The following is a 23005-nucleotide window of genomic DNA, read 5'->3' as shown; positions in this document are numbered from 1 at the left end:
CAATAGCCCTAACTCTCCGCTTGAGAGTCGTGAGGGTTCGATGGTCGTTTGCGTTTGCAATGCACTGCGGGAACGGGATGTGCGCGAAGCCGCGCGTGGCGGGGCGACCAGCGCCTGCCAAGCCTATCGCGCGCTCGGCTGCCAGGCGAAGTGCGGACAATGCGTGCCGTTCGCACGTGAGATCATCGCCGAGGAGCGTGCTGCTGCGTAACAGTCGCAACAGCCGGAAACCGCAGAAATCCGCCATTTTTTGACTGTTAAACGCGGCCATCCGCGCCTATTCTGCTGCCCGAAATCCAATCATAAGAACAGGTGGCGGCAATGAAGGGCGATCCCAAGGTCCTCGACTATCTCAACGAGGCGCTCAAGAACGAGCTCACCGCGATCAACCAGTACTGGCTGCATTACCGGCTGCTCGACAATTGGGGCATCACCAAGCTCGCCGAGCTCGAGCGCCACGAATCGATCGACGAGATGAAGCACGCCGACAAGCTGGCGGAGCGCATCCTGTTCCTCGACGGCCTGCCCAATTTCCAGCTGCTCGGGCGCCTGCGCATCGGCGAGACGGTGGAGGAGATCCTCAAGGCCGATCTCGCGGTGGAGATGGAAGCCACCCCGCTGCTGCGCGACGCGATCCAGCATTGCGAGAGCGTCCGCGACTATGTCTCGCGCGACCTGTTCGCCGACATCCTCGAGAGCGAGGAAGAGCATGTCGACACGCTGGAGAAGCAGTTCGACATGATCGCCCGCATGGGCCTGGAGAATTACATCCAGCTCAACAGCGAGGCCGTCGAGGCGAGCTAGGGATGCCCCGGTCCCTTCTTCCCCCCTTCCGCTTGCGGGAGGGGTCGGGGGAGGGGCTGAAAAAACTAAAGGGCGCGCCCAAACTGGACACGCCCTCCCCTAACCCCTCCCGCAAGCGGAAGGGGAATTTAAAAAATCACCCAGCCAGCGAACGCCGCCCGAACACCGGCCGCCGCTCCACCAGCGGGTTCGATTCGCGCTCCAGCAGCGCCAGCGTCTCCTCGAACAGCGGGCGCAGCGCCACGACATATTCGAGAACGTCGGTCGGGGTGTCCTGCCGCTCGATGCAGGCGCGGGCGGCCATCTCGATCGTCTCGGCCAGGTCGGCCAGCGGATCTGCACCGAACTGGCGCGATTCGCCCTTCAGCGTATGGGCGGGGATGACCATCGAGGCGGCGTTGTTCGCGCGCATGGCTTCCTCGATCCGCGCGACCGACTTGACGCCGTCCTCGCGGAAATAGCCGAGAATACGCACGAAATTGGCGCCGAGCTCGGCCCGCGCCCGCGAGAAGCTGTCCCAGTTCACCAGCGGCACATTGCCGGTCATCGCATCATTCCCCTACTCCGCACCCCCAGAGCATGGGCGAATCCTAGAGCCCGTGTGTAAACACAGGGTTGATATCTGATCAGGGTCGTTACGGAAGCGTCTGGATTCTCGTCTCTTATCGCGCCTCAGTCCTTGTCGCGCCTCAGCCCTTCTCGCGGTCGAACGGGTTCTTCGGCGCGCGCAGATTCAGCCGCACCGGCACCGCGCCGAAATCGAACTCCTTGCGCAAGCCATTGATCAGATAGCGCTGGTAGCTGGTCGGCAGCAGGTCGACGCGGGTGCCGAACAGCACGAAGGTCGGCGGGCGCGTCTTGTTCTGGGTGACGTAGCGCGGCTTGATCCGCTTGCCGCCGGGCGCGGGCGGCGGGTTCGCTTCGATCGCACGCTCGAACCAGCGGTTGAGCTGGCCGGTCGAGACGCGGCGCGACCAGGCGTCGCGCGTCTTGAAGGCGACGTCGATCATCGTGTCGAGCCCCTTGCCGGTCACCGCCGAGACGGTGAGCAGGGGCACGCCCTTCACCTGCGCCAGCCCTTCGTCGAGCGCACCCTTCACCCCGTTGAACAGGCTCGAAGCATTCTCCGCCACGTCCCATTTGTTCAGCACGATGATCAGCGCACGGCCTTCCTGGAGCACGCGGTCGGCGATCTTGAGGTCCTGCACTTCCAGTCCGCGGGTCGCGTCGAGCAGCAGCACCACCACTTCGGCGAAGTCGATCGCGCGCAGCGTGTCCATCACCGAGAGCTTCTCGAGCTTCTCCTCGACCTTGGCCTTTTTGCGCATGCCCGCGGTGTCGATCAGGCGGACCGGGCGCTTGTTGCCGTCGAAATCCTCCCATTCCCAATCGACCGAGATCGAATCGCGGGTGATCCCCGCCTCGGGCCCGGTGATCATCCGGTCCTCGCCGAGCAGCCGGTTGACCAGGGTCGACTTGCCCGCGTTCGGGCGGCCGACGATCGCCAGCTTGAGCGGGGCATTGGGGTTGTCGGGATCCTCCTCCTCGTCCTCGCGCTCGACATGCGGCAGCAGCGCGCCGAACAGGTCGGCCATGCCCTCGCCATGCTCGGCGGAGAGCTGGATCGGCTCGCCGAAGCCGAGCGCCATCGCCTCGATCACCCCGGTCTCGCCCGCACGGCCCTCGGCCTTGTTGGCGACCAGCACGATCGGCCGGTCGGTCGAGCGCAGCCAGCGGGCGATCTCCTCGTCGAGCGGCGTCACCCCCGCGCGCGCATCGACCAGGAACAGCGCGACATCGGCGTCCTGCACCGCCGCCTCGGTCTGCTGGCGCATCCGGCCGGGCAGGGTCGCGGCGTCCTCGTCCTCATAGCCGGCGGTATCGAAGATGCGGAATTCGAGCCCGAGCAGGTTCGCCTCGCCCTCGCGGCGGTCGCGGGTCACCCCCGGCTGATCGTCGACCAGCGCGAGCCGCTTGCCGACGAGCCGGTTGAACAGCGTCGATTTGCCGACATTGGGCCGGCCGATGATCGCGACGGTGGGCAGTGGCATAAAGGTAACTCTTCTCGGGGGAATGCCCGGCAGAACGGCATGTAACACAAAAAGCAACGGGCGAGGCCTTTCGACCCCGCCCGCCTGCCATGGCCGGGAACCAGGTTATTTGAACGCGGTCAGGCGACCCTTGTCGTCCAGAATGTAGAGGATGTTGTTCGCCACCACCGGCTGGAGCGAGATCGGGTCCTTCAGCTCGATCGTCGAGCTGATGCTGCCGTCCGCCGGCGAGACGAAGACCAGCTCGCCCCGCGTATTGCCGAGGATCAGCTTGCCGCCCGCCAGGACGGGGCCGACCCAGCCATAGGGGTTCTTCGGCTTCTTGTCGTTCTTGTAGCGCTTGAGCTGCGCGATCCAGCGCACCTTGCCGCTGGTGCGCGACAGGCACAGCAGCCGCGCGTCGTCGGTCACCACGAAGATCCACTCGCCGGCCACCCAGGGGGTGGAGATGCCGGCGATGTTCTGCTCCCACATGCGATTGCCGGTGGCGATGTCCATCGCGACCATGCGGCCGCCCTGGCCCACGGCATAGACGCGGCCCTGGTCGATCACCGGCTCGGCATCGATGTCCGACAGCGACGAGACCGAGGTGGTCATGCTCGAGCGCGACAGCACGTCGCTCCACAGCTGGCGGCCGTTCTCGTAGCGATAGGCGTTGAGCTCGCCCGACGAGAAGCCCGCGATCACCGTGCCCTGTGCCGAAGCCGGCGCCGCGACGCCGAACACGCCCTGCGATTCGAGGCTCGCCGAAGCGGTCCAGCTGACCTCGCCGGTCTCCTGGCTCATCACGAAGAGCTGGTTGTCCTGGGTGACGACATAGGCGTTGCCATTGGCCAGCGTCGGCGCGCCGCGCAGCGGCCCGCCCGGGCGCTTGCGCCACACTTCGCTGCCGTCCGCCACCTTGAGCGCGACCACGTCGCCCAGGCCGTTGGCGGCATAGAGATGCTCGCCCGAGACGCTGACGCCGCCGCCGAAGCGGGCGGTCTTGTTGCCGTCCGCCTTCACGGTCGGCGCGGTCCACAGCGTGCTGCCGGTCGCGGCGTCCATCGCATGGACCTGGCCGTCCGTGTCCATCACGTACAGCTTGCCGCCCGCGATCACCGGCGAAGCGCCGAGGCGCTCCTTCTTCGAGGTCTTGGTGACCTGCTTGTCCCACAGGCGCGACGGCGTGGCGGACAGCGCGAGCGAACCCATCGACTTGGCGGCATTGCCGCCCGGCTGGGTCCAGTCCTCGTTCACTGCCGCCTCGGGCACGATCACGTCGACACTCGCCAGCGACTTGTCGCTGGTGATGTCGTTCTCGGACATCAGGATGGGAACGCGCTCGCCGAGCACGGGCGTCTTCTTGCCCTGCCCCTTGAATACCCCGCAGCCGCTAACCAGCGCGAGTGCCGCAAGGGCCCCAGCCACCCTCAGCTTGTTGTTCATTTAACCTGCTTTTCCTTCGACTGATCGAGGACGTCGATCCCCAATACGCTCGCCAGCTGAACCGCGCGTTGCCGCGTCGTATCCGGCACATTCTCGCCGCCTTGGGCGATCTGCTGGAGAAGCTTGCCTGCTTCGGCACGCTTGCCGAGCTTGATCTGCGCGGTCGCCACCAGCTCGCCGGCGCTGCCGAACCAGGCCGAATCCGGCTTGGCCAGGCCCTGGAGGCGCGACACCACCACTTCGGGCTTCAGCGTGTCATATTCCACCGAGGTCTGGCGGAGCAGCGCATAGTCGCGCAGCGGCTTGGCGAAGGCGCTGTTGCCCGCGACCGCGGCATATTTGGCGGCGGCGCCCTTCAGGTCCTTCTTCTGGACCAGCAGGTTGCCCTCGATGATCGACGACATCGCCGCATAGCCGTTGCTGCCGCTGGCGGCGAGCTTGGCGAGCTCCGGCGTGGCCTTGTCGCCCTGGTTCTGCTCGATCTCGCGCAGCGCGGCGTCATATTGCTCGCCCTTGGCGCCCGCGGCGGAATCCGTCTGGTGCTGCCAGAACAGGAAACCGGCGAGCGCGACGAACGCGAGCACCACGGCGCCGATGATCAGCCGCCCATATTTCTGCCAGATGCCGAGCACCTGCGAGCGGCGATATTCCTCGTCGACTTCGCGCAGGAAGGCTTCGTCTGTCGTGCCGGAGGGGGGAAGCGCCAAAATCTACTCCATGCGTCTCTTGCGGGCGCGAACCTTAGTCGCACCGTGCGGGAATCAACAGAGCGCTCGGTAGCCCGTCAATCCCGCGGCGCATAGACCTGATCGGGTCCCGGAAAGGCCCGGGCCCGGACATCGGCGGCATAGGTTTCAACCGCGGCGGAAATACGGCCAGCCAGATCGTCATATTTCTTCACGAACCGGGCGGTCCGCTCGAACATCCCCAGCATGTCGTCGATCACCAGCACCTGGCCATCGCACTCGGCCGAGGCGCCGATGCCGATCACCGGGCAGGAGACCGCGGCGGTGATCTCCTTGGCCAGCGTCTCGACCACGCCCTCGACCACCAGCCCGAAGGCGCCGGCCGCGGCGATCGCCCGAGCATCGTCGAGGATCTGGGCATGCTCGGCATTGCTGCGCCCGCGCGCGCCATAGCCGCCCAGCGCGTTCACCGCCTGGGGGGTCAGGCCGACATGCCCCACCACCGGGATGCCGCGCTTCGTCAGGAACTCGACCGTCGGGGCCAGCGTCTCGCCGCCCTCCATCTTGACGCCCGCGGCACCGGTCTCGGCGAGCACGCGCGCCGCCGAGGCGAATGCCTGCTCCGGGCTCTGCTCATAGCTGCCGAACGGCATGTCGACCACGACCAGCGAATGCCAGCTGCCCCGCACCACCGCGGCACCGTGCGCGATCATCATGTCGAGCGTCACCGGCAGCGTCGAGGGCAGGCCGTAGATCACCTGGGCCAGGCTGTCCCCCACCAGCAGCACGTCGCAATGCGGATCGAGCAGCTGCGCCATCCGCGTCGTATAGGCGGTCAGCATCACGATCGGATCCTTGCCCTTGCGGTCGCGGATCGCGGGAACGGTCAGCCGCTTCATCGGAGCGGGGGTCGGGTTAGCGCGGCTCGTGGCCGTATCCATGGTGACGTGCGACATGGCCGCGGGTCTAGCGGGTTGCAGCGACGCTCGCCAGTGCGCGGCGCGGAGGGTGAGCGAGCGCAATCCGCAAAGCCGTTCCCCGGCGAAAGCCGGGGCCCAGGGTCACAAGCGACACAGCAGAGAAACCCTGGGCCCCGGCTTTCGCCGGGGAACAAGAACTCGAAGCCCAAATCCCTCCCCGCCCCTCCTCGCCATCCCCCTCCCACTCCCGTCATCCCCCTCCCACTCCCCGTCATCCCCGCGAAGGCGGGGATCCAGAGTCACGAAGGACCATGCCCTGCCACCCTGGATCCCCGCCTTCGCGGGGATGACGGATGTAAGCCCAACCACCTCAACGTTCGAATCACTTGACTCAATGTAAAAAATACATAACATGACGTCATCAATAACCCACACGGGGAGGCCAAATGTCCTTTCGAGAGAAAATCGCCTGGGCTGCGTTCATCACGACGCTGCTGGCCTGGGGCAGCTATTTCGCCGTCGTGATCACCCGCGCGGCAGCCGGCGACACCCACGACCCGATGCTCTTCTACCTGTTCCTCGCCGCGACGATCGGCCAGGCGGTGATGATGACCGCGGTCACCGCGCTGATGGCGATCCTCACGCCGAGCGAGGCCAATGCCCCGCGCGACGAGCGCGACCGCTCGATCGGCCGCCGAGCCAATGGCGCGGCCTATCTCTCGGTGCTGCTCGCCATCGTCGCAGTCATCTTCGCGATGCATGTCGGGCTGCACGGCACCGACGTGATCTTCGCGCTGATCGGCGTGTTCATCCTTGGCGAGGCGGTGCGGTTCGGCACCCAGGCCATTGGCTACCGGGTCGGAGGCTGACCATGTCCTATCGCGAAAAGACCGCCTGGCTCACCTTGGCCTGCATGGTCGTGGCCTATGGCATCTACTTCCCGCTGATGGCGCTTCGGGAAACCCCGCCCACCCTGTTCGACATATTGTGGAACTTCGGCATCATCGCCGGGACCCAGGGGGTGGCGGTGATCATCGGCTATGTCGTGCTCGCCCTCCAGGCCGGACCCGAGGGTCGCCGCGCGGACGAGCGCGACCGGGCGATCGCCCGGCGCGGCGCCTCGGCGGGCTATTACACGCTGATGGCGGGCACCATCCTGGTCGGCGTGGCGATGCCCTTCACCGAGCCCGCGCCCAAGATCGTCAACACCGCGCTGCTCGCCATCGTGATTGCCGAAACGGTGAATCAGGTCCTGGTCCTCCTCAGCTATCGGAGGGGCTGGCATGGCTAAGGGGCGCGTCGTCAACGACATCCGCACGCTGCGCTTCCTGGCCAGCGAGATGACCCAGGCCGAGCTGGGCGACCGGATCGGCCTCACCCGCCAGACGGTGGCGGCGATCGAACAGGGCAAATATTCGCCGTCGCTCGAAGCAGCGTTCCGCATCGCCCTGGTGTTCGGCAAGCCGCTCGAGGAAGTATTCCGCTGGGAGGAATGAGCGTTCCTGATCCAGCTACTTGCACGGAAATGGATCGACGTTAGCGTGGTTGGCGCCAGATTGGGGGAATCAGGATGCGTCTCACCTTGCTCGCGCTTGCCGCGCTCGTCGTTCCGCACACGGCCTCGGCCCAGAACTGGCGCCTCGCCGCCTATTCGAACCAGGCGCCGCAAATGGCCTATTTCGTCGACGTGGATTCGGTCCGCCGCAACGGCAACGTAGTGACGTTCAAGCAGCAGACCATCTACGAGACGACCAGCCCGACCCGCGACTTCGACCGCTCGATGCTCACCCGCCAGGCCGATTGCACGGCGATGACCTCGTTCATGCGCGACAGCAGCTTCTACGTCCGCGGCACGTATCTCGATACCGAGGCCGGCCCCAGCGACCCGACCCTCGCCAAGCCCGGCACGGTGCTGCTGACCATGCTCAACACCGTGTGCGGCAAGGGCGACTATTTCTCGCCGGTCGTCGCCAATCCGGAGATCTGGGTGCTGGAGAAGTTCCGCAAGGGGTTCTGAGGGGCCCACCCCACTCACTCCGTCACCCCGGCCTTGTGCCGGGGTCCACCGGGAGGCAGGCGATGGGCAGGAGGCTCTTGCGGTGAACCGGGAGGCTTGGTGGCCCCCGGCACAAGCCAGCCCTGAGCTACGCCGAAGGGGCCGGGGTGACGGACTAAACGCAAACCGGCCGCATGCTTCCTGGGTCGTGAACTCATAAACGGCCGCTTTCGGCAGAGGGGCCGAGCGTCCGAGAATGGGTGGAGAGCGGACATTAAGCGGGCCTGCTCGCCAGCAGGGTGGTGCAGCGACAAGCGGTGAGGGGTCGACCGTGCCGAGGCCTTTCAATGTTTAGTCCGACTCAATCCCTTACGATACTTCTTGAACGACGCGTCAAGACCGAGGCGCTTGAAGTGGTTCAACATTGCCGCCGACAAGAAGAACGCCCGGAATTGAACTGCAAGTTTGCCACTTATCTCCTGCGATTTCCCCGACGTAACAAGACGTTCGCTTAAGGCTCTGGTCGCGGAGTTCCGCTCTTTTTCGCATAGGTTCCATCCCAGGATTGATGCGGACTCGATCGTTTCGAGGTCCTTGCCCCGCTCCACGATCGAACTGCGCATCGCGACCTTCTCAAGATAACAGGCGTCATATGGCCGGATGATCGCAAGCATGTCGCGAAAAGCGATTGGGTCGATCCGCTCCCACTCCTTGTTCCCGTTGTATGTCGCACCGATGCAGATTTCTTCGCACGGTTCCACATCGGCTTGTGCCAGCAATAACGCACTCAGTAAGGCTATCATCCCGTGCTTCCTTCAGCGAATTCCGTGAGCATAACGTCAGGGCACGCAAACGACCGATAATGGGGCGTAAGCCGGCGGGCCGCTTTTATGAGTCTACGGCCTAAAGCGCCCCCTACAACAGCGCCCGCGCGTAGATATCCGGCTTGAACCCCACCAGCACGCCGCCGGGATATTCCAGCACCGGCCGCTTGATCATCGAGGGCTGGGCCAGCATCAGCGCCGTCGCCTTGGCCGCGTCTACGCCCTCGCGATCCGCCTCGGGCAGCTTGCGGAAGGTGGTGCCGGCCCGGTTGAGCAGCACTTCCCACCCCGTGATCCCGCTCCAGCGCGCCAGCCGTGCGGCATCGATGCCCTGCGTCTTGTAGTCGTGGAACGCATAGGCGACGCCATGCTCGTCCAGCCAGGTCCGCGCCTTCTTGATCGTGTCGCAATTCTTGATGCCGTACATGGTGATGGTCACGCTGCGTCCTCGCTTCTCGCGGTTTCCGCCCGCGATAGCGCGCTTCGCGGCGGAATACAGGCGGCTTTCGATCGGCGTGCGCATGCTATACGCTTCGCGCGCAGGACATTTCCGGGACGGCGCCGCGATGAACCGCTTCGAAATATCGGCCTTGTGCACAGCGATCCTCATCACCCTGCTTGCCGTGCCCAATTTCCGGATGATCTCCGAAATCTATCTGGCGCCCGCCTCTACAGCCAAATGGGCCATCTGGATCGCGGGCGAGGTCGTCATCACCTATGGTCCGATCACGGTCGCGGCATTGTGCTGGCGCTGGTCGAAGCGCGGCCGGCTGGGCTGGCTGGCGCACCTGCTGGTCCTCCCCGGCGCCATTCTGCTGCTCCATGCGGGCCAGGCGATCCTGCTTTCCGTGAGCAATTTTCCGGATTTCGACATCGCCATCGGCGCGCCCATCATGCCGGCCACCTTCATGTTCCTGGCCGCGTTCGCCACCTACTGCGCGGCATTGCTGTCCCGGCTCATCGCGGCATCGAGGGAACCGGCAGCATGACCGAACCCAAACTCCTCTCCGGCGGCAACCCGCAGATCCCCAAGGGCGATGGCGACGCCCCGGTCGCCGCCTATCTCGCCGCGATGCCCGGCTGGAAGCAGCGCATCGGCCGCGCGGTCGACGCGCTCGTGGTCCGCACCCTGCCCGGCGTGCGCAAGGCGGTGAAGTGGAACTCGCCCTTCTACGGCGCCCCCGGCGGGGAAGGCTGGTTCCTCTCGTTCCACTGTTTCGACCGCTATGTGAAGCTCACCTTCTTCCGCGGCACCGCGCTCGATCCGGTGCCGCCCGGCCCGTCGAAGCAGCAGGAGGTCCGCTATCTCGACATCCGCGAGGAGGATCCGATCGACGAAGTGCAGCTGGCGGACTGGATCCGCCAGGCGAGCGCGCTGCCGGGCGAGAAGCTCTAGTCCCCCAGGAACCGCCCCAGCGTGACGACGCCCTGCCGCTCGAGCCCCAGCGCCGCGTAGAAGCCGAGCGCCTCCTCGTTCCCCTCGCGGACCATCAGCTGGACCTTCGGGCAGCCCCGCGCCCGCAGCCAGTCCTCCGCAGCGGCCATCAGCGCCCGGCCCAGCCCGCTCCGCCGCACGGCCGGCGCCACCGCGAGATAATAGACCCAGCCGCGATGCCCGTCGTCGCCGACCATCGCGCTGCCGGCGATCTCGCCATCCTCGCCCTGCGCCACCAGGATCGTCGAGCTCTCGCCCTCCAATGCCCGGGCGAAGTCCTGCACGGGATCGTTCCACGGCCGGGTCAGGCCGCAGAGATACCACAGCCCGATCACCGCCCCGGCTTCCTCGGCGCGCGCCGGCCGGATCGTCATTCCGGCCGCCGGGCGATGCGCCACAGCGTCACCGCGCCGATCAGCAGCCAGACGACGTTGAGCGTCGCCGAAGGGATCGCGCCGTTCCAGCCGCTGTTGATCACGAAGCAGCCGGCGCCGGCCACGTTCATCCACTGGTAGAGCCGCGACTGGCCGGTCAGCTTTCCCGAGGAGAGCAGCAGATAGGCGGCGAGGATCAGCGCCGCGCCGGTCCAGCCGGTGATCTCGATCAGCAGCCGCTCGATGCTCATCGCGCGATGCAGGTCACGCCGGCCCACAAATTGGTCACCTTGCCGTCGGGCGCCGGCGAGCTGAGCAGGCCGGAGAGGTCGCCCGCCATGAACTCGTTGCCGATCGAGGTCTCGCCGACATCGATGCTGCCGGCCGCGGCTTCCAGTGCCTTGCGGGTCATGCCGATCGCGATGCCGTTGCCGGTGGCGAACTTGCCGTTCTCGCGCCCGTCCAGGTCCCAGCCGGCGAACTTGCCGTCCTGGAAATAGAGCGAGAGCCCGTCGCGGAACGCCGCATAGCCGAGCGCCCCGGCGCCGCAATCCTGGTTCTCGGCCTGCTCGACCGGATGGCCGAGCGCGGTGCCGAGCATCTGCACCGCATCCGCCTTGGCGATCCCGAAGCGGACATGGCGGGACGCGCCATTGGGCAGGACGAGCGTCAGTTCGTCGGGCGCCAGGTTGACGCCGACACCCGGCGCCTCGTCCCCGGCACTCGCGGCATTGGCCTCGAGGTTCGCCTCGGGCGGGACGATGATCTCCGACTCGTTGGCGCGGGCCTTGTCCTTGACCGGCTGCTTCGGCTCGGGCGAGCAGGCGGCGAGCATGCCCAGCGCCGCAAATACGCACGGCAACAGCTTGAGCGTCATCTTCGAAATCCCCCTTGCCCGGTCCGCCGCGATTCTCTCACCAACGCGGGGCGGGTGCAATCATTTCAGGCGAGCGCGGCGACCAGCTCGCGGCGGAAGCAGCCGAGCTGATGGTCGTTGACCAGCCCCACCGCCTGCATCCAGGCATGGACGATCGTCGGCCCGACGAACTTGAAGCCGCGGCGCTTCAACTCCTTCGAGATCGTCTCCGAAAGCGGCGTGGTGGCGACGAAGCCGTGCCCCGGGCGCTGGATCGCCTTGCCCTCGACGAACGCCCAGCAGAATTCGGCGAAGTCCTCGCCGCGGTCGCGCATCTCGCACCAGATCTGCGCGCCCCGGATCGTCGCCTCGATCTTGGCGCGGGCGCGGACGATGCCGGGATTGCCCATCAGCCGCTCGACATCCTCGGGCCCGAAAGCGGCGACCTTGACCGGATCGAACCCGGCAAAGGCCTCGCGAAACGCCTCGCGCTTGCGCAGGATGACGATCCAGGCGAGCCCCGCCTGGAAGCCCTCGAGCATCAGCGTCTCCCAGAGCTCGCGGGAATCGCGGATCGGAACACCCCATTCGGCATCGTGATAGGTGCGGTTGAGCGGGTCGCCCACCGCCCAGCTGCAGCGCTGTAAATCGTCGGTCATCGCTCTCCCCTCACCGTCTCGCCGACATGTACTTCGCCCAGGCCCAGCCACTCGGCCATCCGCGCCAGCTCGACCGCCAGCCGCTCCTCGGTATCTTCCGGCGCGCCGGGCTCCAGCGTGACCCGGTGGGCGAGCAGCCGGCCGTTCTGGCGATCCGCCTTGAGGTCGACCCGCGCGGTCAGCGCCTCGTCCATCAGGAAGGGCAGCACGAAATAGCCATGGGTGCGCTTGTCGGCGGGCACATAGATCTCGATCCGGTAGCGGAAGCCGAACAGCCGCTCGGTGCGGCTCCGCTCCCAGACCAGCGGATCGAAGGGCGCCAGCAGCGCGTCGCCCGTCACCTTGCGCGGCACCCGGGCATCGCGGTGCAGCCAGGCCTTCTGGCTCCAGCCCTGCACCGCCACCGGCACCAGCACGCCCTCCTCCTCCAGTTCGGGAATGGCGTGGTTCGCCTCCTCGGGCTTCAGCCGGAAATAGTCGCGCAGGTCCGCCGCGGTAGCGACCCCGAGCGCCCGCGCGCTCCGCTCGATCAGCGCGCGCTGGGCAGTCGCCGCGTCGGGCGTCGGCAGATCGAACACCGCGCGCGGGATCACCCGCTCGCTCAGGTCGTAGATCCGCTCGAAGCTGCCCCGCCGCGTCGCCGTGGTGATCCGGCCCGACCAGAACAGCCATTCGAGCGCGAGCTTGGTCTCGCTCCACTCCCACCAGCCGCTCTTGCTGCCGCCATTCTCGAAGTCGGACGCCGCCAGCGGCCCCTCCGCGGCGATGCGGTCGAGCACCGCCTTCGCCTCGCCATGCCGCTCGCGGGCGAAGGACCGCAGCCCCTTCCAGCCGATCTCCCCACGCTCGGCCCGCGCCATGCGCCAGCGGAAATGGGGATGAAGATCGATCGGCAGCAGCGAGGCTTCATGCGCCCAATATTCGAACAGCCGCCGGCTGCGCTTCGGGCCCCAGGCATCGCGCTCGAGCAGCGCCCGGTCGTAGCAGCCCAGCCGGGAAAAGGCGGGCAGATAATGCATCCGCGCCAGCACGTTGACGCTGTCGATCTGGTGGAGCCCCAGCCGCTCGACGGTGCGGCGGAGATGCGGCGCGCCCACCAGCGCCGGATGCCGCACTCCAAATCCCTGCGCCGCAAGAAAGATGCGACGCGCCTGTTTCAGCGATAGGCGCGTCACGCTTTTTCCTCCAGGCACCCGCGGAACATAACGAGTACCTTAGCGGGTTCTCATGCCCATTCAATGGTCGTCTGCCAGCCCAGCGGACATAGCCCAGCTGCGTGCCTGCCCCGCCTAGTGAACTACCACCGATCCGTGCATCATATCCTGATAACCTGCTTTCCATGCGCCGAGTCCAAGAGCCGCCTGCACAGCATCCTGCACCAGAAGAGGCGATCTGATTTTCCTGAAAGTTAGTCCCTCGTCCGCAACAGCGTCAAAGCTTCGCAAGCTGCTTCCATCAAAGGATTCTACCATTTCCTTTTCGCCCACGTACACCTTGTAATCTGGAAGTTTTACATGTGGTACCGGCAGATTTATTCCAAGATTTAGCCAGTTTCCTCTAAAAACCTCCGCATCGTTCGTCCACGAAAACATTCTCAACTGATCCACCTGAAGGTCGCTGGCCACCACCGGATCGTTCAGCCTGGCCAGAGCCACCCCCATGAAGAAGCTCGTCCCTGGACTGATTACCACCCCCAATGCCCAATGATTCTTTTCGAGCGGGATCGCCAACACGCTCCCCTTCACTATGGGCTTCTCTCTATTTTTCTTCGCAACCATATCTTATGCCGCCCCCGACATGCGCCATTTGCGCCTGATTTACTCGCCCGTCCGCAGGAACCATCCGGGCACAGGCGAGCAGATACGGGCCCTGCAGAATACATGCCCAACCCAACGCGCTCGCCCCCTCGCCGGCGCCGCTGCGCGCCCACCGAGGTCACCCCCGGCCGGTTCTCGGCGTCATAGGTATAGCTTATACCGCGGCCACAGGCGGGTTGAACGTCAGGCCGTTCGAGATAACACTTGCTTACCGAAGAAAATTTGCAAGCCTCGGCACTCGTGACAACGTATTGCTTAAATAAAAATCCCCAAACATCTCTTCCAGATCACCTAAATCATTGGGTATTTTACCTAAGTATCCCATCAGCAATTTAACAAATTCGGCACTTATTTGACCATCCGAAATGGCGGAGGCCCGGATTATATCCGGCATATTCATCGTAGAACAAACAGTAAGAGAAATTGGCTTCTCAATATTCTTAGGCCCATTTTTGATATCAGGTAATTCCGACCTTAAAAAGAATCCAATATCGCCAATTAAAATCCTGCCGCCGAAAGAAACCTTTATCTGCGGCCTGAATATTCTAATAATATCATCGTCAATATAAAATATGCAACGGCCAAATGCCTTAAGTTTCAAAGATCCATCCGCTTCCGTCATCGATGAGATGCGATCAACTATCATGTCGATATTCATCTGCGCACCGCAATATTTATAACCCGCACTCGATGGAACTAGCCGCTATTTCATCAAGCGCGCTTCCACCTCGGCATTTGCCCGGATGAGATCGCCAAAGAAATCGCCCGATCCCGCCACTTCGCCTGCAAGGGACCACAGATATTCCTGCAACGAGAGCTCCTCCACCATAAGCGGATGGTTCTCAATGGCATTTTCCAACGCCGCCTCCGTCAGATCGTCCGAGATCATTTCCTGCGCGAGCATATCGACGCTATCTCGCGCAAGATCGGCGATCTCCTTGATAAGAGAGACATCCCTGGTCTTCAGAAAATCGAGCATGATAGATGCCGCATTAACCGCATCCAGCGCAGATGAAGTATAGCGACTCTGATGATCCTCAGTATCCGGAGCGAGATCATCAAGCATCGAGCCAACGATCAGGTTATCGCCAAATCTATACCCTTCAAGATCAGTCTCTATCCAGGAACAGACCAGTCCGATGACGGAGCTTCCCCGGCAGCGCTCGTCCTTGGCAAAGCACCGGAAACGAAGCGCCATCCGCTTCAGAAGCCACAATCCGAATAGCTCATATTGCACCAAGCTGCGCGTATCCATTCTTACGACATCCATCACTGGCAGAGATACCGAATAAGACGACATATGACGCCGCGCGGACGCGCGGGAGTTGGCACGCCCTTGAGCGGCCCCTCGGGCTTAACGCCCCCCCTAAAGCCGGACCCACTCCTGAAGCGACTTTCAGCGTCACAACGCGACCGATAGAGAACAAGCGCCATCATGCGCGTCAGGGTGCGCCAACCTCACCACACCTTTGGCCCGCACAATATCGCGGGTAAGTTCGTGATGAGGATCAGAAGGAATCGATGCCCTCTATCAGGCACTCAACAAGATCAGGGTTTTCATCCTCTGACATTCTAATAGATATCCGAGCGGACTCTTTCTTCAATGGTAGAGTTACTATTCCCCGCCCATCGGTATCAAACAATGACAATGCCTTGCTAGGACACAGAAGTTCTCCATAGAATACCTCATTACCAATAGTAATATCGGATTCGTCTTCCATAAGAACTACATTTGCATCGCCGTCCACGTAAGAAAGAACACTGAAAGCAATGCATGTGTCAGTGTAAGTAACACATTGCTCTCCAGCGTTGCTAGGAAAGTACGGCCTTATACTAGCATCATATAGAAACATGATGCCATACTCAGAAGCTATCTTGACATCTATCTTAGTCATTACCAGAATTTCCACCAAGATTTAGAAGATGGCGTCGTGACAGATCCGGGTCTAGGCATCTGCCTAACAAGACCGCCCTGCACGTTACTGCAACGCTTGCACTGGGGATAGAACCGCTGCGGGCGGCCGAGGGGGTTTATTTTCGTAGGTAGCTGATGGTCCCCCACAAAATTTCCCGATCGTGTTCCCGGGTTCCTATCCCCACACGTATGGCAACCATTCTCCTGCCCTATACGATTAATCTCACGTTGCTGAGAAGCGGTCGGGCGGCCAGGCTGAGCCGGGATGGACTCTCGGGCATAGGGACCCGGCCCCACCCGCGCCTCGGCCCTTGGTGCTGCACGTCTTAGACGCGCGGCTCGACCGGCGACGGCGAGGGCGCCTATATCGGGAGCTGGCCCATCGATGACATCAATTACGATGGCGGCAACCGTAACTACGTTGATCAGCGCACCAACAGGGTCAGCTTTGATCTGCCTAACGACTTCCCGGTTCTGCTCAACGGTGGGCATGATCGGCACAGTTTGGTTGCCGTCAGGATCCCTTCCATTGACCGGATCATTCCCGACATAAGCGTACAGATTGACCTGATCCTCATACCCGATCGGATCAGTCTGCAGGAACCGCCCGAGCGCCGGCGAGTAGATGCGGGCCTTGTAGTAATACATGCCCAGCTCGGCGATCCACGCCTGGCCGGTATATTGGAAGCGGCCGAGGTTGACGCCCGGCACGCCATATTCGTCATATTTGTTGAGCTGGTACGCGGAGCCGTCGGGGTTGGCGATCGACACCACCGATCCCTGGTGATCCACCTGCAGGCTGCGCCGTTCGCCCAGCCCCGCCCCTTCGTACCAAAGCAGCGGGTCGTCCTCGCCGGCACCGTGCACATAGCGCCGCAGCATGTTGCCCGATGCGCCATATTCCGCGGTCAGCTGGTCGCCGTCGTAGAGGAACCGCGTGGCGCCGCTCGATGCCCTGTACACCTCGTAGAGACGGCCCAGCGGATCATAGGTCAGCTGCACGCCCGCCGAGGTCACCACCAGCCGGTTCTCGGCGTCATAGGTGTAGCTGGCACCGCCGTCCCAGGTCAGGTTGCCGTTCGAATCATAGCCATAGGTATTGGCGTTGACGCTCGCATATTGGTTCAGCCCGTTGGGCGCATAGCTGAGCGTCAGGTTCGCAGGGGAGGCATAGGCGTAAAGTTCGTTGCTGCGGCGCCGGCTCACGATCTGCCCCGCCGGATTATAGGCAAGGCTCGTCGCGACGTCATGGGTCGAGCCCGCCAGGTCGTCGGCGAGGCTGGCGAGACGCGAGACCGGGTCGTAGCTGTAGGTCGAGGCGACGGCGCCCCGCACCTCGCCGGAGCGCAGGCCGCGCGCATTCCAGCCCGTCGTCACGACGGTCGCCGCACCATTCTCCTTCACCGAAACCGGACGATCGAGCCCGTCATGGTCATAGGTGAAATAGGCACCGTCCGGATGCGTGACGCGTGTGCGGTTGCCGTTCGCGTCGACCAGGAAACCGAGCGTCCGGCTGACGCCGCCCATGCTGGTGGTGCTGGAAGTGACCCGCCCGAACCCGTCATAGGCATGGATCACCGCGTCGGCGCCGGTCGCGCTGTCGAAGCGCGCCGCCGTCTGCAAGCCCCGCAGGTCGTAGCCATAATATACGCTGCGCGCCATCGATGCCGGCACGCTGGTGCAGGCATAGCCGGCGACGCAGGACGTCGGGACGATCTTCGATGTCATCCGGTTCAGCGCATCGAAGGTGTAGCCGATGCTGCGTCCGTCCCGCTTCCGCAGCGCGGTGCGGTTGCCGTTGGCGTCATAGCCATAGGCTTCGTAATCATCGGTCGAAACCGCACCGATCGCAGTCTTCGACGGGAAGCTCCAGCGCGCCAGCCGGTCCTGCCCGTCATAGGACAGGGTCGCGACATTGCCGTTCGCATCGATCAGCGCCGTGCGCTTGCCGGTGCCGCTATAGGCATAGGTCGCCTCGTCGATCTGGACCGCGGTACCATAGGCGCGCGTGACCTTGCGCAGCTGCCCCGCCGCGTCATAGCTGTGGCGCGTGATGCGGTCCGGGCCCTGTCCACCTTCCACCCCGAGCGCGCAGGCCGCGGGCAGCGCCGCCGCATAGACCGCCGGATTCATCCGCACTGCGGTGCATTCGATCCGCCCGTTGGCATCATAGCCATATTGGGTGAGCGCCTTGATCTCGAACACATCGGAGGCGTTCAGGCCGATCGCCTTCTCCACGATCTTGCGGCCCATCGAGTCATAGCTCGTCTCGACCTTTTCAAAGACCTTGAACGCAGGCCAGTTCTCCGGGAGCACCGCCTCGGATTGCCAGTTCGGCAGCTCGCCCTTTTCGACACGGATCAGGTTGCCGGCCGTGTCATAGGTGTTGCGCGATGCCTGATAGCGAAGCGGGCCGGCATCATCGGGATCGGGCGCGATCGTGCCGACCACCCGGCGCAGCGCATCATAGCGCGTGGCACTGGTGAAGCCCGATGCCGACGCCTGCGCCAGAGCGGGTGCCGGCAGCACCATCGCCAGCAATAACGGCAGAAGCAGCCTGCGCATCTGTCTTTCCCCGGCCGATTGTCAGTAACAGGCCGACTGGCCGGCGCGCGGGCTGGTTTCCCAGATCCTGTTGCCGTCGCCGTCATAGCCGTAGCAGGTCCGCAAGGTCGTGCCGTTCGACGTGACCGCCTTGCCGCGCAGGAGCAGGTTGTTGCCCGCGGCACCCGTGTCGGGCCCATAGTCATAGCGCGTCGTCACTTCGTCCGACGATCCGGCTGCACAGCTGCTCGAATAGCTGATGGGCTCGCTCGTCGCGGAGTTGAGGCACATCCTCTCTCCGGTCAGGAGATAGATGCCGTCCGCCGACTGGCTGTAGCCGCCACCGTTGCGCACCCAGGCCCTGCGCAAGGTATATTGGTAGCGCCTGACCGGGCGCATGCCGTTCGCATCCGCAGGATCGATCTCGGCCGTGACGCCGCCGTGCACGGGGTCATAGACATAGGTCTTTGTATTGCCGTTGGGATCGGTGGTCGTGAGCGGATTGATGCACGTGACCAGGTTCACGCAATCCGAGGGATAGGTTGCGGAGGTCACGATATCGGGAAGGCCCGAACCGGCCTTGGCGCTGCGCCTCGCTGCGGTCAGCCGGGTACCGGAATAGGTGTAGCTTGTCTTGATGCCCTCCGGATCGGTGACCGACTGGACAGGCCCTACGACCAGGCAGGGAAAGGGCTCGAACGCCGGAAAACTCTCTTTCCTGTCGCAATAGTCGAAGACCGTAGTCCGACCCAGCGGATCGATCACCCGCGTCGGGCCGGGCGTGATCTGGTAGGATATGGCAAGCTCATAGGAGGATATCCCGCTGCACTCATGGCACTGGACAAGCGCCTTGAGTTCCTGCGTCATCATGAGATCGCTGAAATTGCTCCTCGTCGTCGAGGAGCTGTCCACCGTATAATTGTCCTGAACGGTTCCGTCCGGGTTCGATGAACTCCCGGCATAGACCAGCGCCAGAGGGTCTCCCGGCGTATTGAGATAGTAGGAATATATCGTTCCCGCGCTGGGTCCCGGGCGCTTTTCGCGCACCGAGCGCGGCACTTCGGGAAAGGAGAAGCTGACGGTCGTCCTGTGGCCGGCCGCGTCCTCGTAATAGCCCCCCGCCACCTGATGCGTGGGCTGCCCCGGCGGCAGGCCGATTTCGGTCGGCGTATAATCGTAGCTATAGGTCCAGCTCGCACCATCGGCATAGTCCTGGCGCCAGACGATATCCTCATCGACCATGAAGTAATTTGGCTGAAGGCCGATCAGATTGACCAGCCAGGGCGTCGCCTCTCCAGGACGATGATAGCCCATCTTGTAATAGCCACTGGGTGACGAAGGCGCTGTGGCATAGGAAAACGCCCAGTTCCTCTGGAGAGCATCCACAACGCTTGCCAGCTTATGGCTATCTCCGAAGCGCACATACGCGTAGGAGGCAGTCCTGCCGATACCGTCTGGACAAACATTGTCAGCGGGGCGCGCCGTGTCCGACAGGTTCAGCACGCAGGCCTTGGACACGAGGTCCCAGCCCGCCGCATTGTGCTCGAATATCAGGACATAGCCGCGATTGCTGGCAACGGCAGCCAGCCTCGCCCGCGTGCCGGTTGAGCGCACGTCATATTCGAGGGTGAATTTCTCGCCATCAGGTTGAATGATCTCCGATGCATAGGCGCATCGAACTTGCTCGGAACAATCCGATGCGCCCCACAGCCCGAGCGGGCGGAAAACCACGCGCGTCCCGTCCGGCGCCGTATAGGTGTAGATCTCGCCGCCTGCCCCGCGCACGCCCGTATGGGAAATCTTCCCGGCAAGCCCCCGGGAACGTTGCTGGAGAGGAAGCTCAAGACCGCCGGCAGAGAAATTCACCAGCCGCCCGCCCCAGTTCACATAGATATTGTGATTGGAGCTTCCGCTTTGCACCAGCTGGCCGGAAACCAGATTCTGCCGGCGCTCCGTCAGCGTGACGTCCCAGTTGCTCGCGAAATTGGCGAAAGGGGAGATGTGCCCGGGGATGCCTGCCGGCTCAATGCGTTCGAGCTCGAGAGCAGGTTCGTCGCCGGCCTGACCAATGCCCAGATCGGTCTGGCGGTAGACATAACGCCCGGTCCGCATATCAACCCCGCCGGGGGAAATGCTGTATTGTTCTGCAGGAGGGGCCGAGACGCCCGCCGTCTGTGCATGGGCAACCCCCGCAAGCGGCCCGACAGAAACCATTGCCCAGCACAGAATTCGCGACGCCTTGGCGTTGCCATGTCTCATCGCGCCCTCGACTCCAGCTGAAATTGGAAAGCGACCGGGCCGCTGGGGACATCGATCAATCACAAACCCGTACGGACCCGACCCAGTGACAATCCGCGTCACCGCTACCGGGAGGAGATGTCGGGCTAGGCGTCGGGGCCGGAGGGGGGCCCGGTGTTGGGGTCGGGGTCGGGCCGGGCGCCGGAATGGGACTCGGCGCCGGCACCGGCGGCAGCGCGGCGCAACTAACCGAGCCTCCCGCCGCATCCGACTTGTATTTCAAGCGGTTACCGGCTCGATCATAACAAGTCGAACGGGTCTGGCCATTGGAACCGCCTCCCGATGTCTCCGCGACCACCAGGCGCCCCAGGGCATCATAGGTGTAGGTGACGGTTTCATCCGCAAGCGCCAATCCAGCGCCCGCGCACCCGACAAGCGCAGTGGAAACAAGAAGCCGAAGCCTCGACTTTCCAGGTCCGTTCATGAAATCCCCCACGCCAGAGCGGCGTGGCGCGTTGTCATGAAATGATGCCTGCAAGGCCAGACGAAATTGAACGATTTCGGCGCGAATACTCTATCCGAAATACCAATAAATAGGATGATTTCTGTACTCCAGCACGGGATGAAATAGGAATGCCGCGCAGTACTTGCATAAAAAAAAGCCCGCATTTCTGCGGGCTTCCCATATCTTGTCAGCTTTGAACGCCGGCCTCTGCCGGACGCGGGATCACTCCCACTCGATCGTCCCAGGCGGCTTCGACGTATAGTCATACGTCACCCGGTTCACGCCGCGCACTTCGTTGACGATGCGGGTCGAGACGCGCGGCAGGAAGCCCGCCGGGAACTCGAAGGCCTCGGCGGTCATCCCGTCGATCGAGGTCACCGCGCGCAGCGCCAGCACCGAATCATAGGTGCGGCCATCGCCCATCACGCCCACCGAGCGCACCGGCGTCAGCACCGCGAAGGCCTGCCAGATCGTGTCGTAGAGCCCCGCATTGCGGATCTCCTCGAGATAGATCGCATCCGCCTTGCGCAGGATGTCGCAGCGTTCCTTGGTGACTTCGCCCGGGATGCGGATCGCCAGGCCCGGCCCCGGGAAGGGATGCCGGCCGACGAACGCCTGGGGCAGGCCCAGTTCGCGGCCGAGCGCGCGGACCTCGTCCTTGAACAGCTCGCGCAGCGGCTCGACCAGCTGCATGTTCATCCGCTCGGGCAGGCCGCCGACATTGTGGTGGCTCTTGATCGTCACCGAAGGACCGCCGGTGAAGCTGACGCTCTCGATCACGTCCGGATAGAGCGTGCCCTGGGCCAGGAAATCGGCGCCGCCGATCTTCTTCGCCTCTTCCTCGAACACGTCGATGAAGGTCTTGCCGATGAACTTGCGCTTGGCCTCGGGATCGGTGACCCCGGCAAGGCCACCGAGGAACAGTTCCTCGGCATCCACATGGACGAGCGGGATGTTGTAGTTGTTGCGGAACAGGCTGACGACCTGCTCGGCCTCGCCCGAACGCATCAGCCCGTGATCGACGAACACGCAGGTCAGCTGGTCGCCGATCGCCTCGTGGATCAGCACCGCGGCGACCGCGCTGTCGACGCCACCGGAGAGGCCGCAGATCACCTTGCCGCTGCCGACCTGGGCACGGATCTCGGCGATCTTGGTCTGGCGGAACTCGGCCATCGTCCAGTCGCCGGTCAGGCCGCAGACATGGCGGACGAAATTGGCGAGCAGCTTCGCGCCGTCGGGCGTGTGGACCACTTCGGGGTGGAACTGCATCGCATAATAGCGGCGGTCGTCATCGGCGATCACCGCGAAGGGCGCGCCCGAGCTGTGCGCGACCGGGCGGAAGCCCGGGGCGAGGTTGGTCACCTTGTCGCCATGGCTCATCCACACCTGGTGGGTCTCGCCTTCGTGCCACATGCCGTCGAACAGCACGCAGCCATCGTCGATGTCGATGAAGGCGCGGCCGAACTCGCCGCTGTCGCCCAGCTGCACCGTGCCGCCGAGCTGGTGCATCATCACCTGCTGGCCATAGCAGATGCCGAGCACCGGCAGGCCGCTGTCGAAGATCTCCTGGGGAACGCGCGGCGACCCCTCTTCGAGCACCGATGCAGGCGAACCGGAGAGGATCACTCCCTTGGGCTTCATCCGGGCGAATGCCTCGGCGGCGGTGGTGAAGGGCGCGATCTCGCTATAGACCCCGGCCTCGCGCACGCGGCGCGCGATCAGCTGGGTTACCTGGCTGCCGAAATCGACGATGAGGATGGAATCTGCATGTTGGTCCATGCCCAGCGCGCTTAACCAGAAGAGCCCCCGGGGGGCAAGGGCGGGGCGGAGATAAATCCGCAAACAGCCATGGAGGCCGCTGCCGCCCTCTTGCCGGGTGCGCATATGCCCCAGCGCCAATTCCGACGTCGGACGCGTCATTCTTTACATCCGCAGCTGGGGTCATTTGCGGAC

At 63.9% G+C, this 23005-nt stretch carries 27 protein-coding genes; 8 read left to right on the top strand and 19 right to left on the bottom strand.

Features of this window, described 5'->3' with window-relative positions; genetic code table 11:
- The first annotated feature begins 40 nt into the window (after nt 1-40).
- Both J2W22_RS10300 and bfr read left to right on the top strand, forming a co-directional pair.
- The gene (locus J2W22_RS10300) at nt 41-211 is read left to right on the top strand and encodes a (2Fe-2S)-binding protein (RefSeq protein ID WP_183993866.1); all 171 of its coding nucleotides are present in this window, start codon (nt 41-43) and stop codon (nt 209-211) included.
- 110 nt (nt 212-321) lie between these two features.
- Nucleotides 322-804, top strand: coding sequence for a bacterioferritin (bfr, locus tag J2W22_RS10295; RefSeq protein ID WP_307118173.1), 483 nt, complete (start codon nt 322-324; stop codon nt 802-804).
- A 136-nt stretch (nt 805-940) separates the two neighbouring features.
- Here bfr and J2W22_RS10290 read toward each other — a convergent pair whose 3' ends face one another.
- From J2W22_RS10290 to panB, 5 genes are all read right to left on the bottom strand, one after another.
- Nucleotides 941-1351 carry an Hpt domain-containing protein gene (locus tag J2W22_RS10290; RefSeq protein WP_307118172.1) on the bottom strand — a complete coding sequence of 137 codons (411 nt, stop codon included), beginning with the start codon at nt 1349-1351 and terminating at the stop codon, nt 941-943.
- A gap of 142 nt (nt 1352-1493) precedes the next feature.
- Nucleotides 1494-2855 carry a ribosome biogenesis GTPase Der gene (gene der / locus J2W22_RS10285; RefSeq protein ID WP_307118171.1) on the bottom strand — a complete coding sequence of 454 codons (1362 nt, stop codon included), beginning with the start codon at nt 2853-2855 and terminating at the stop codon, nt 1494-1496.
- Between the two features lie 105 nt (nt 2856-2960).
- A complete protein-coding gene (locus J2W22_RS10280; protein ID WP_307118170.1) occupies nt 2961-4283 on the bottom strand; it encodes a PQQ-like beta-propeller repeat protein in 1323 nt (440 codons plus the stop codon).
- Nucleotides 4280-4990 (bottom strand): tetratricopeptide repeat protein, encoded by a 711-nt coding sequence (locus tag J2W22_RS10275; protein ID WP_307118169.1) that lies wholly within the window; start codon nt 4988-4990, stop codon nt 4280-4282. Before J2W22_RS10275 ends, J2W22_RS10280 begins: the two co-directional genes overlap by 4 nt.
- A gap of 77 nt (nt 4991-5067) precedes the next feature.
- Nucleotides 5068-5925, bottom strand: a complete 858-nt coding sequence (panB, locus tag J2W22_RS10270; RefSeq protein ID WP_307118168.1) for a 3-methyl-2-oxobutanoate hydroxymethyltransferase — start codon at nt 5923-5925, stop codon at nt 5068-5070.
- Between the two features lie 410 nt (nt 5926-6335).
- On the opposite strand from panB, the gene J2W22_RS10265 reads away from it, so the two are divergent.
- The 4 genes from J2W22_RS10265 (at nt 6336) to J2W22_RS10250 (ending at nt 7906) form a co-directional block, all read left to right on the top strand.
- Nucleotides 6336-6758 (top strand): hypothetical protein, encoded by a 423-nt coding sequence (locus tag J2W22_RS10265; protein ID WP_307118167.1) that lies wholly within the window; start codon nt 6336-6338, stop codon nt 6756-6758.
- A 2-nt stretch (nt 6759-6760) separates the two neighbouring features.
- Nucleotides 6761-7180, top strand: a complete 420-nt coding sequence (locus tag J2W22_RS10260; RefSeq protein WP_307118166.1) for a hypothetical protein — start codon at nt 6761-6763, stop codon at nt 7178-7180.
- A complete protein-coding gene (locus J2W22_RS10255) occupies nt 7173-7385 on the top strand; it encodes a helix-turn-helix transcriptional regulator (protein ID WP_307118165.1) in 213 nt (70 codons plus the stop codon). Before J2W22_RS10260 ends, J2W22_RS10255 begins: the two co-directional genes overlap by 8 nt.
- A 74-nt stretch (nt 7386-7459) precedes the next feature.
- Nucleotides 7460-7906, top strand: a complete 447-nt coding sequence (locus tag J2W22_RS10250; protein WP_307118164.1) for a surface-adhesin E family protein — start codon at nt 7460-7462, stop codon at nt 7904-7906.
- 323 nt (nt 7907-8229) lie between these two features.
- Here J2W22_RS10250 and J2W22_RS10245 read toward each other — a convergent pair whose 3' ends face one another.
- On the bottom strand, nt 8230-8688 hold the full coding sequence (locus J2W22_RS10245) for a hypothetical protein (RefSeq protein ID WP_307118163.1): 459 nt from the start codon (nt 8686-8688) through the stop codon (nt 8230-8232).
- Between the two features lie 112 nt (nt 8689-8800).
- The gene (locus J2W22_RS10240) at nt 8801-9148 is read right to left on the bottom strand and encodes an ArsC family reductase (RefSeq protein ID WP_307118162.1); all 348 of its coding nucleotides are present in this window, start codon (nt 9146-9148) and stop codon (nt 8801-8803) included.
- Here J2W22_RS10240 and J2W22_RS10235 point away from each other — a divergent pair.
- Both J2W22_RS10235 and J2W22_RS10230 read left to right on the top strand, forming a co-directional pair.
- A complete protein-coding gene (locus J2W22_RS10235; protein ID WP_307118161.1) occupies nt 9135-9698 on the top strand; it encodes a hypothetical protein in 564 nt (187 codons plus the stop codon). The genes J2W22_RS10240 and J2W22_RS10235 overlap by 14 nt on opposite strands.
- A complete protein-coding gene (locus tag J2W22_RS10230) occupies nt 9695-10105 on the top strand; it encodes a DUF1801 domain-containing protein (RefSeq protein ID WP_307118160.1) in 411 nt (136 codons plus the stop codon). The genes J2W22_RS10235 and J2W22_RS10230 overlap by 4 nt, the downstream gene beginning before the upstream one ends.
- Here the strand turns inward: J2W22_RS10230 and J2W22_RS10225 are convergent.
- From J2W22_RS10225 to guaA, 12 genes are all read right to left on the bottom strand, one after another.
- Entirely contained in the window at nt 10102-10518 is a 417-nt protein-coding gene (locus J2W22_RS10225) for a GNAT family acetyltransferase (protein WP_307118159.1), read from the bottom strand. The two genes, J2W22_RS10230 and J2W22_RS10225, sit on opposite strands and share 4 nt — an antisense overlap.
- Complete coding sequence (locus tag J2W22_RS10220) at nt 10515-10769, bottom strand: CBU_0592 family membrane protein (protein ID WP_307118158.1); 255 nt, start codon at nt 10767-10769, stop codon at nt 10515-10517. Before J2W22_RS10220 ends, J2W22_RS10225 begins: the two co-directional genes overlap by 4 nt.
- The gene (locus J2W22_RS10215; RefSeq protein ID WP_307118157.1) at nt 10766-11395 is read right to left on the bottom strand and encodes a hypothetical protein; all 630 of its coding nucleotides are present in this window, start codon (nt 11393-11395) and stop codon (nt 10766-10768) included. The genes J2W22_RS10220 and J2W22_RS10215 overlap by 4 nt, the downstream gene beginning before the upstream one ends.
- A 65-nt stretch (nt 11396-11460) precedes the next feature.
- The gene (locus J2W22_RS10210; RefSeq protein ID WP_307118156.1) at nt 11461-12033 is read right to left on the bottom strand and encodes a DNA-3-methyladenine glycosylase I; all 573 of its coding nucleotides are present in this window, start codon (nt 12031-12033) and stop codon (nt 11461-11463) included.
- On the bottom strand, nt 12030-13208 hold the full coding sequence (locus J2W22_RS10205; protein ID WP_307118155.1) for a winged helix-turn-helix domain-containing protein: 1179 nt from the start codon (nt 13206-13208) through the stop codon (nt 12030-12032). The genes J2W22_RS10210 and J2W22_RS10205 overlap by 4 nt, the downstream gene beginning before the upstream one ends.
- 114 nt (nt 13209-13322) lie before the next feature.
- Entirely contained in the window at nt 13323-13763 is a 441-nt protein-coding gene (locus J2W22_RS10200; RefSeq protein ID WP_307118154.1) for a hypothetical protein, read from the bottom strand.
- A gap of 295 nt (nt 13764-14058) precedes the next feature.
- On the bottom strand, nt 14059-14508 hold the full coding sequence (locus tag J2W22_RS10195; protein WP_307118153.1) for a hypothetical protein: 450 nt from the start codon (nt 14506-14508) through the stop codon (nt 14059-14061).
- Between the two features lie 45 nt (nt 14509-14553).
- The gene (locus J2W22_RS10190; RefSeq protein WP_307118152.1) at nt 14554-15105 is read right to left on the bottom strand and encodes a DUF416 family protein; all 552 of its coding nucleotides are present in this window, start codon (nt 15103-15105) and stop codon (nt 14554-14556) included.
- 253 nt (nt 15106-15358) lie between these two features.
- Complete coding sequence (locus tag J2W22_RS10185; protein ID WP_307118151.1) at nt 15359-15745, bottom strand: hypothetical protein; 387 nt, start codon at nt 15743-15745, stop codon at nt 15359-15361.
- On the bottom strand, nt 15745-18330 hold the full coding sequence (locus J2W22_RS10180; RefSeq protein ID WP_307118150.1) for an RHS repeat domain-containing protein: 2586 nt from the start codon (nt 18328-18330) through the stop codon (nt 15745-15747). The genes J2W22_RS10185 and J2W22_RS10180 overlap by 1 nt, the downstream gene beginning before the upstream one ends.
- A gap of 21 nt (nt 18331-18351) precedes the next feature.
- Nucleotides 18352-20568, bottom strand: a complete 2217-nt coding sequence (locus tag J2W22_RS10175; RefSeq protein ID WP_307118149.1) for a hypothetical protein — start codon at nt 20566-20568, stop codon at nt 18352-18354.
- Between the two features lie 706 nt (nt 20569-21274).
- The gene (guaA, locus tag J2W22_RS10165; RefSeq protein WP_307118147.1) at nt 21275-22831 is read right to left on the bottom strand and encodes a glutamine-hydrolyzing GMP synthase; all 1557 of its coding nucleotides are present in this window, start codon (nt 22829-22831) and stop codon (nt 21275-21277) included.
- Nucleotides 22832-23005 lie beyond the last annotated feature (174 nt).

Origin of the sequence: Sphingomonas kyeonggiensis (assembly GCF_030812785.1) — a bacterium.
GTDB classification, from domain to species: Bacteria; Pseudomonadota; Alphaproteobacteria; order Sphingomonadales; family Sphingomonadaceae; genus Sphingomonas; species Sphingomonas kyeonggiensis_B.
The sequence above is the reverse complement of the archived record's forward strand: the minus strand, read 5'-3'. Positions and strand labels throughout refer to the sequence as shown.

Coding starts and splice junctions, on each gene's coding strand:
- J2W22_RS10300 (WP_183993866.1), top strand. CDS start 41: ATGGTCGTTTGCGTTTGCAATGCACTGCGGGAACGGGATGTGCGCGAA.
- bfr (WP_307118173.1), top strand. CDS start 322: ATGAAGGGCGATCCCAAGGTCCTCGACTATCTCAACGAGGCGCTCAAG.
- J2W22_RS10290 (WP_307118172.1), bottom strand. CDS start 1,351: ATGACCGGCAATGTGCCGCTGGTGAACTGGGACAGCTTCTCGCGGGCG.
- der (WP_307118171.1), bottom strand. CDS start 2,855: ATGCCACTGCCCACCGTCGCGATCATCGGCCGGCCCAATGTCGGCAAA.
- J2W22_RS10280 (WP_307118170.1), bottom strand. CDS start 4,283: ATGAACAACAAGCTGAGGGTGGCTGGGGCCCTTGCGGCACTCGCGCTG.
- panB (WP_307118168.1), bottom strand. CDS start 5,925: ATGTCGCACGTCACCATGGATACGGCCACGAGCCGCGCTAACCCGACC.
- J2W22_RS10265 (WP_307118167.1), top strand. CDS start 6,336: ATGTCCTTTCGAGAGAAAATCGCCTGGGCTGCGTTCATCACGACGCTG.
- J2W22_RS10260 (WP_307118166.1), top strand. CDS start 6,761: ATGTCCTATCGCGAAAAGACCGCCTGGCTCACCTTGGCCTGCATGGTC.
- J2W22_RS10255 (WP_307118165.1), top strand. CDS start 7,173: ATGGCTAAGGGGCGCGTCGTCAACGACATCCGCACGCTGCGCTTCCTG.
- J2W22_RS10250 (WP_307118164.1), top strand. CDS start 7,460: ATGCGTCTCACCTTGCTCGCGCTTGCCGCGCTCGTCGTTCCGCACACG.
- J2W22_RS10245 (WP_307118163.1), bottom strand. CDS start 8,688: ATGATAGCCTTACTGAGTGCGTTATTGCTGGCACAAGCCGATGTGGAA.
- J2W22_RS10235 (WP_307118161.1), top strand. CDS start 9,135: ATGGTGATGGTCACGCTGCGTCCTCGCTTCTCGCGGTTTCCGCCCGCG.
- J2W22_RS10230 (WP_307118160.1), top strand. CDS start 9,695: ATGACCGAACCCAAACTCCTCTCCGGCGGCAACCCGCAGATCCCCAAG.
- J2W22_RS10225 (WP_307118159.1), bottom strand. CDS start 10,518: ATGACGATCCGGCCGGCGCGCGCCGAGGAAGCCGGGGCGGTGATCGGG.
- J2W22_RS10220 (WP_307118158.1), bottom strand. CDS start 10,769: ATGAGCATCGAGCGGCTGCTGATCGAGATCACCGGCTGGACCGGCGCG.
- J2W22_RS10215 (WP_307118157.1), bottom strand. CDS start 11,395: ATGACGCTCAAGCTGTTGCCGTGCGTATTTGCGGCGCTGGGCATGCTC.
- J2W22_RS10210 (WP_307118156.1), bottom strand. CDS start 12,033: ATGACCGACGATTTACAGCGCTGCAGCTGGGCGGTGGGCGACCCGCTC.
- J2W22_RS10195 (WP_307118153.1), bottom strand. CDS start 14,508: ATGAATATCGACATGATAGTTGATCGCATCTCATCGATGACGGAAGCG.
- J2W22_RS10190 (WP_307118152.1), bottom strand. CDS start 15,105: ATGGATACGCGCAGCTTGGTGCAATATGAGCTATTCGGATTGTGGCTT.
- J2W22_RS10185 (WP_307118151.1), bottom strand. CDS start 15,745: ATGACTAAGATAGATGTCAAGATAGCTTCTGAGTATGGCATCATGTTT.
- J2W22_RS10180 (WP_307118150.1), bottom strand. CDS start 18,330: ATGCGCAGGCTGCTTCTGCCGTTATTGCTGGCGATGGTGCTGCCGGCA.
- J2W22_RS10175 (WP_307118149.1), bottom strand. CDS start 20,568: ATGAGACATGGCAACGCCAAGGCGTCGCGAATTCTGTGCTGGGCAATG.
- guaA (WP_307118147.1), bottom strand. CDS start 22,831: ATGGACCAACATGCAGATTCCATCCTCATCGTCGATTTCGGCAGCCAG.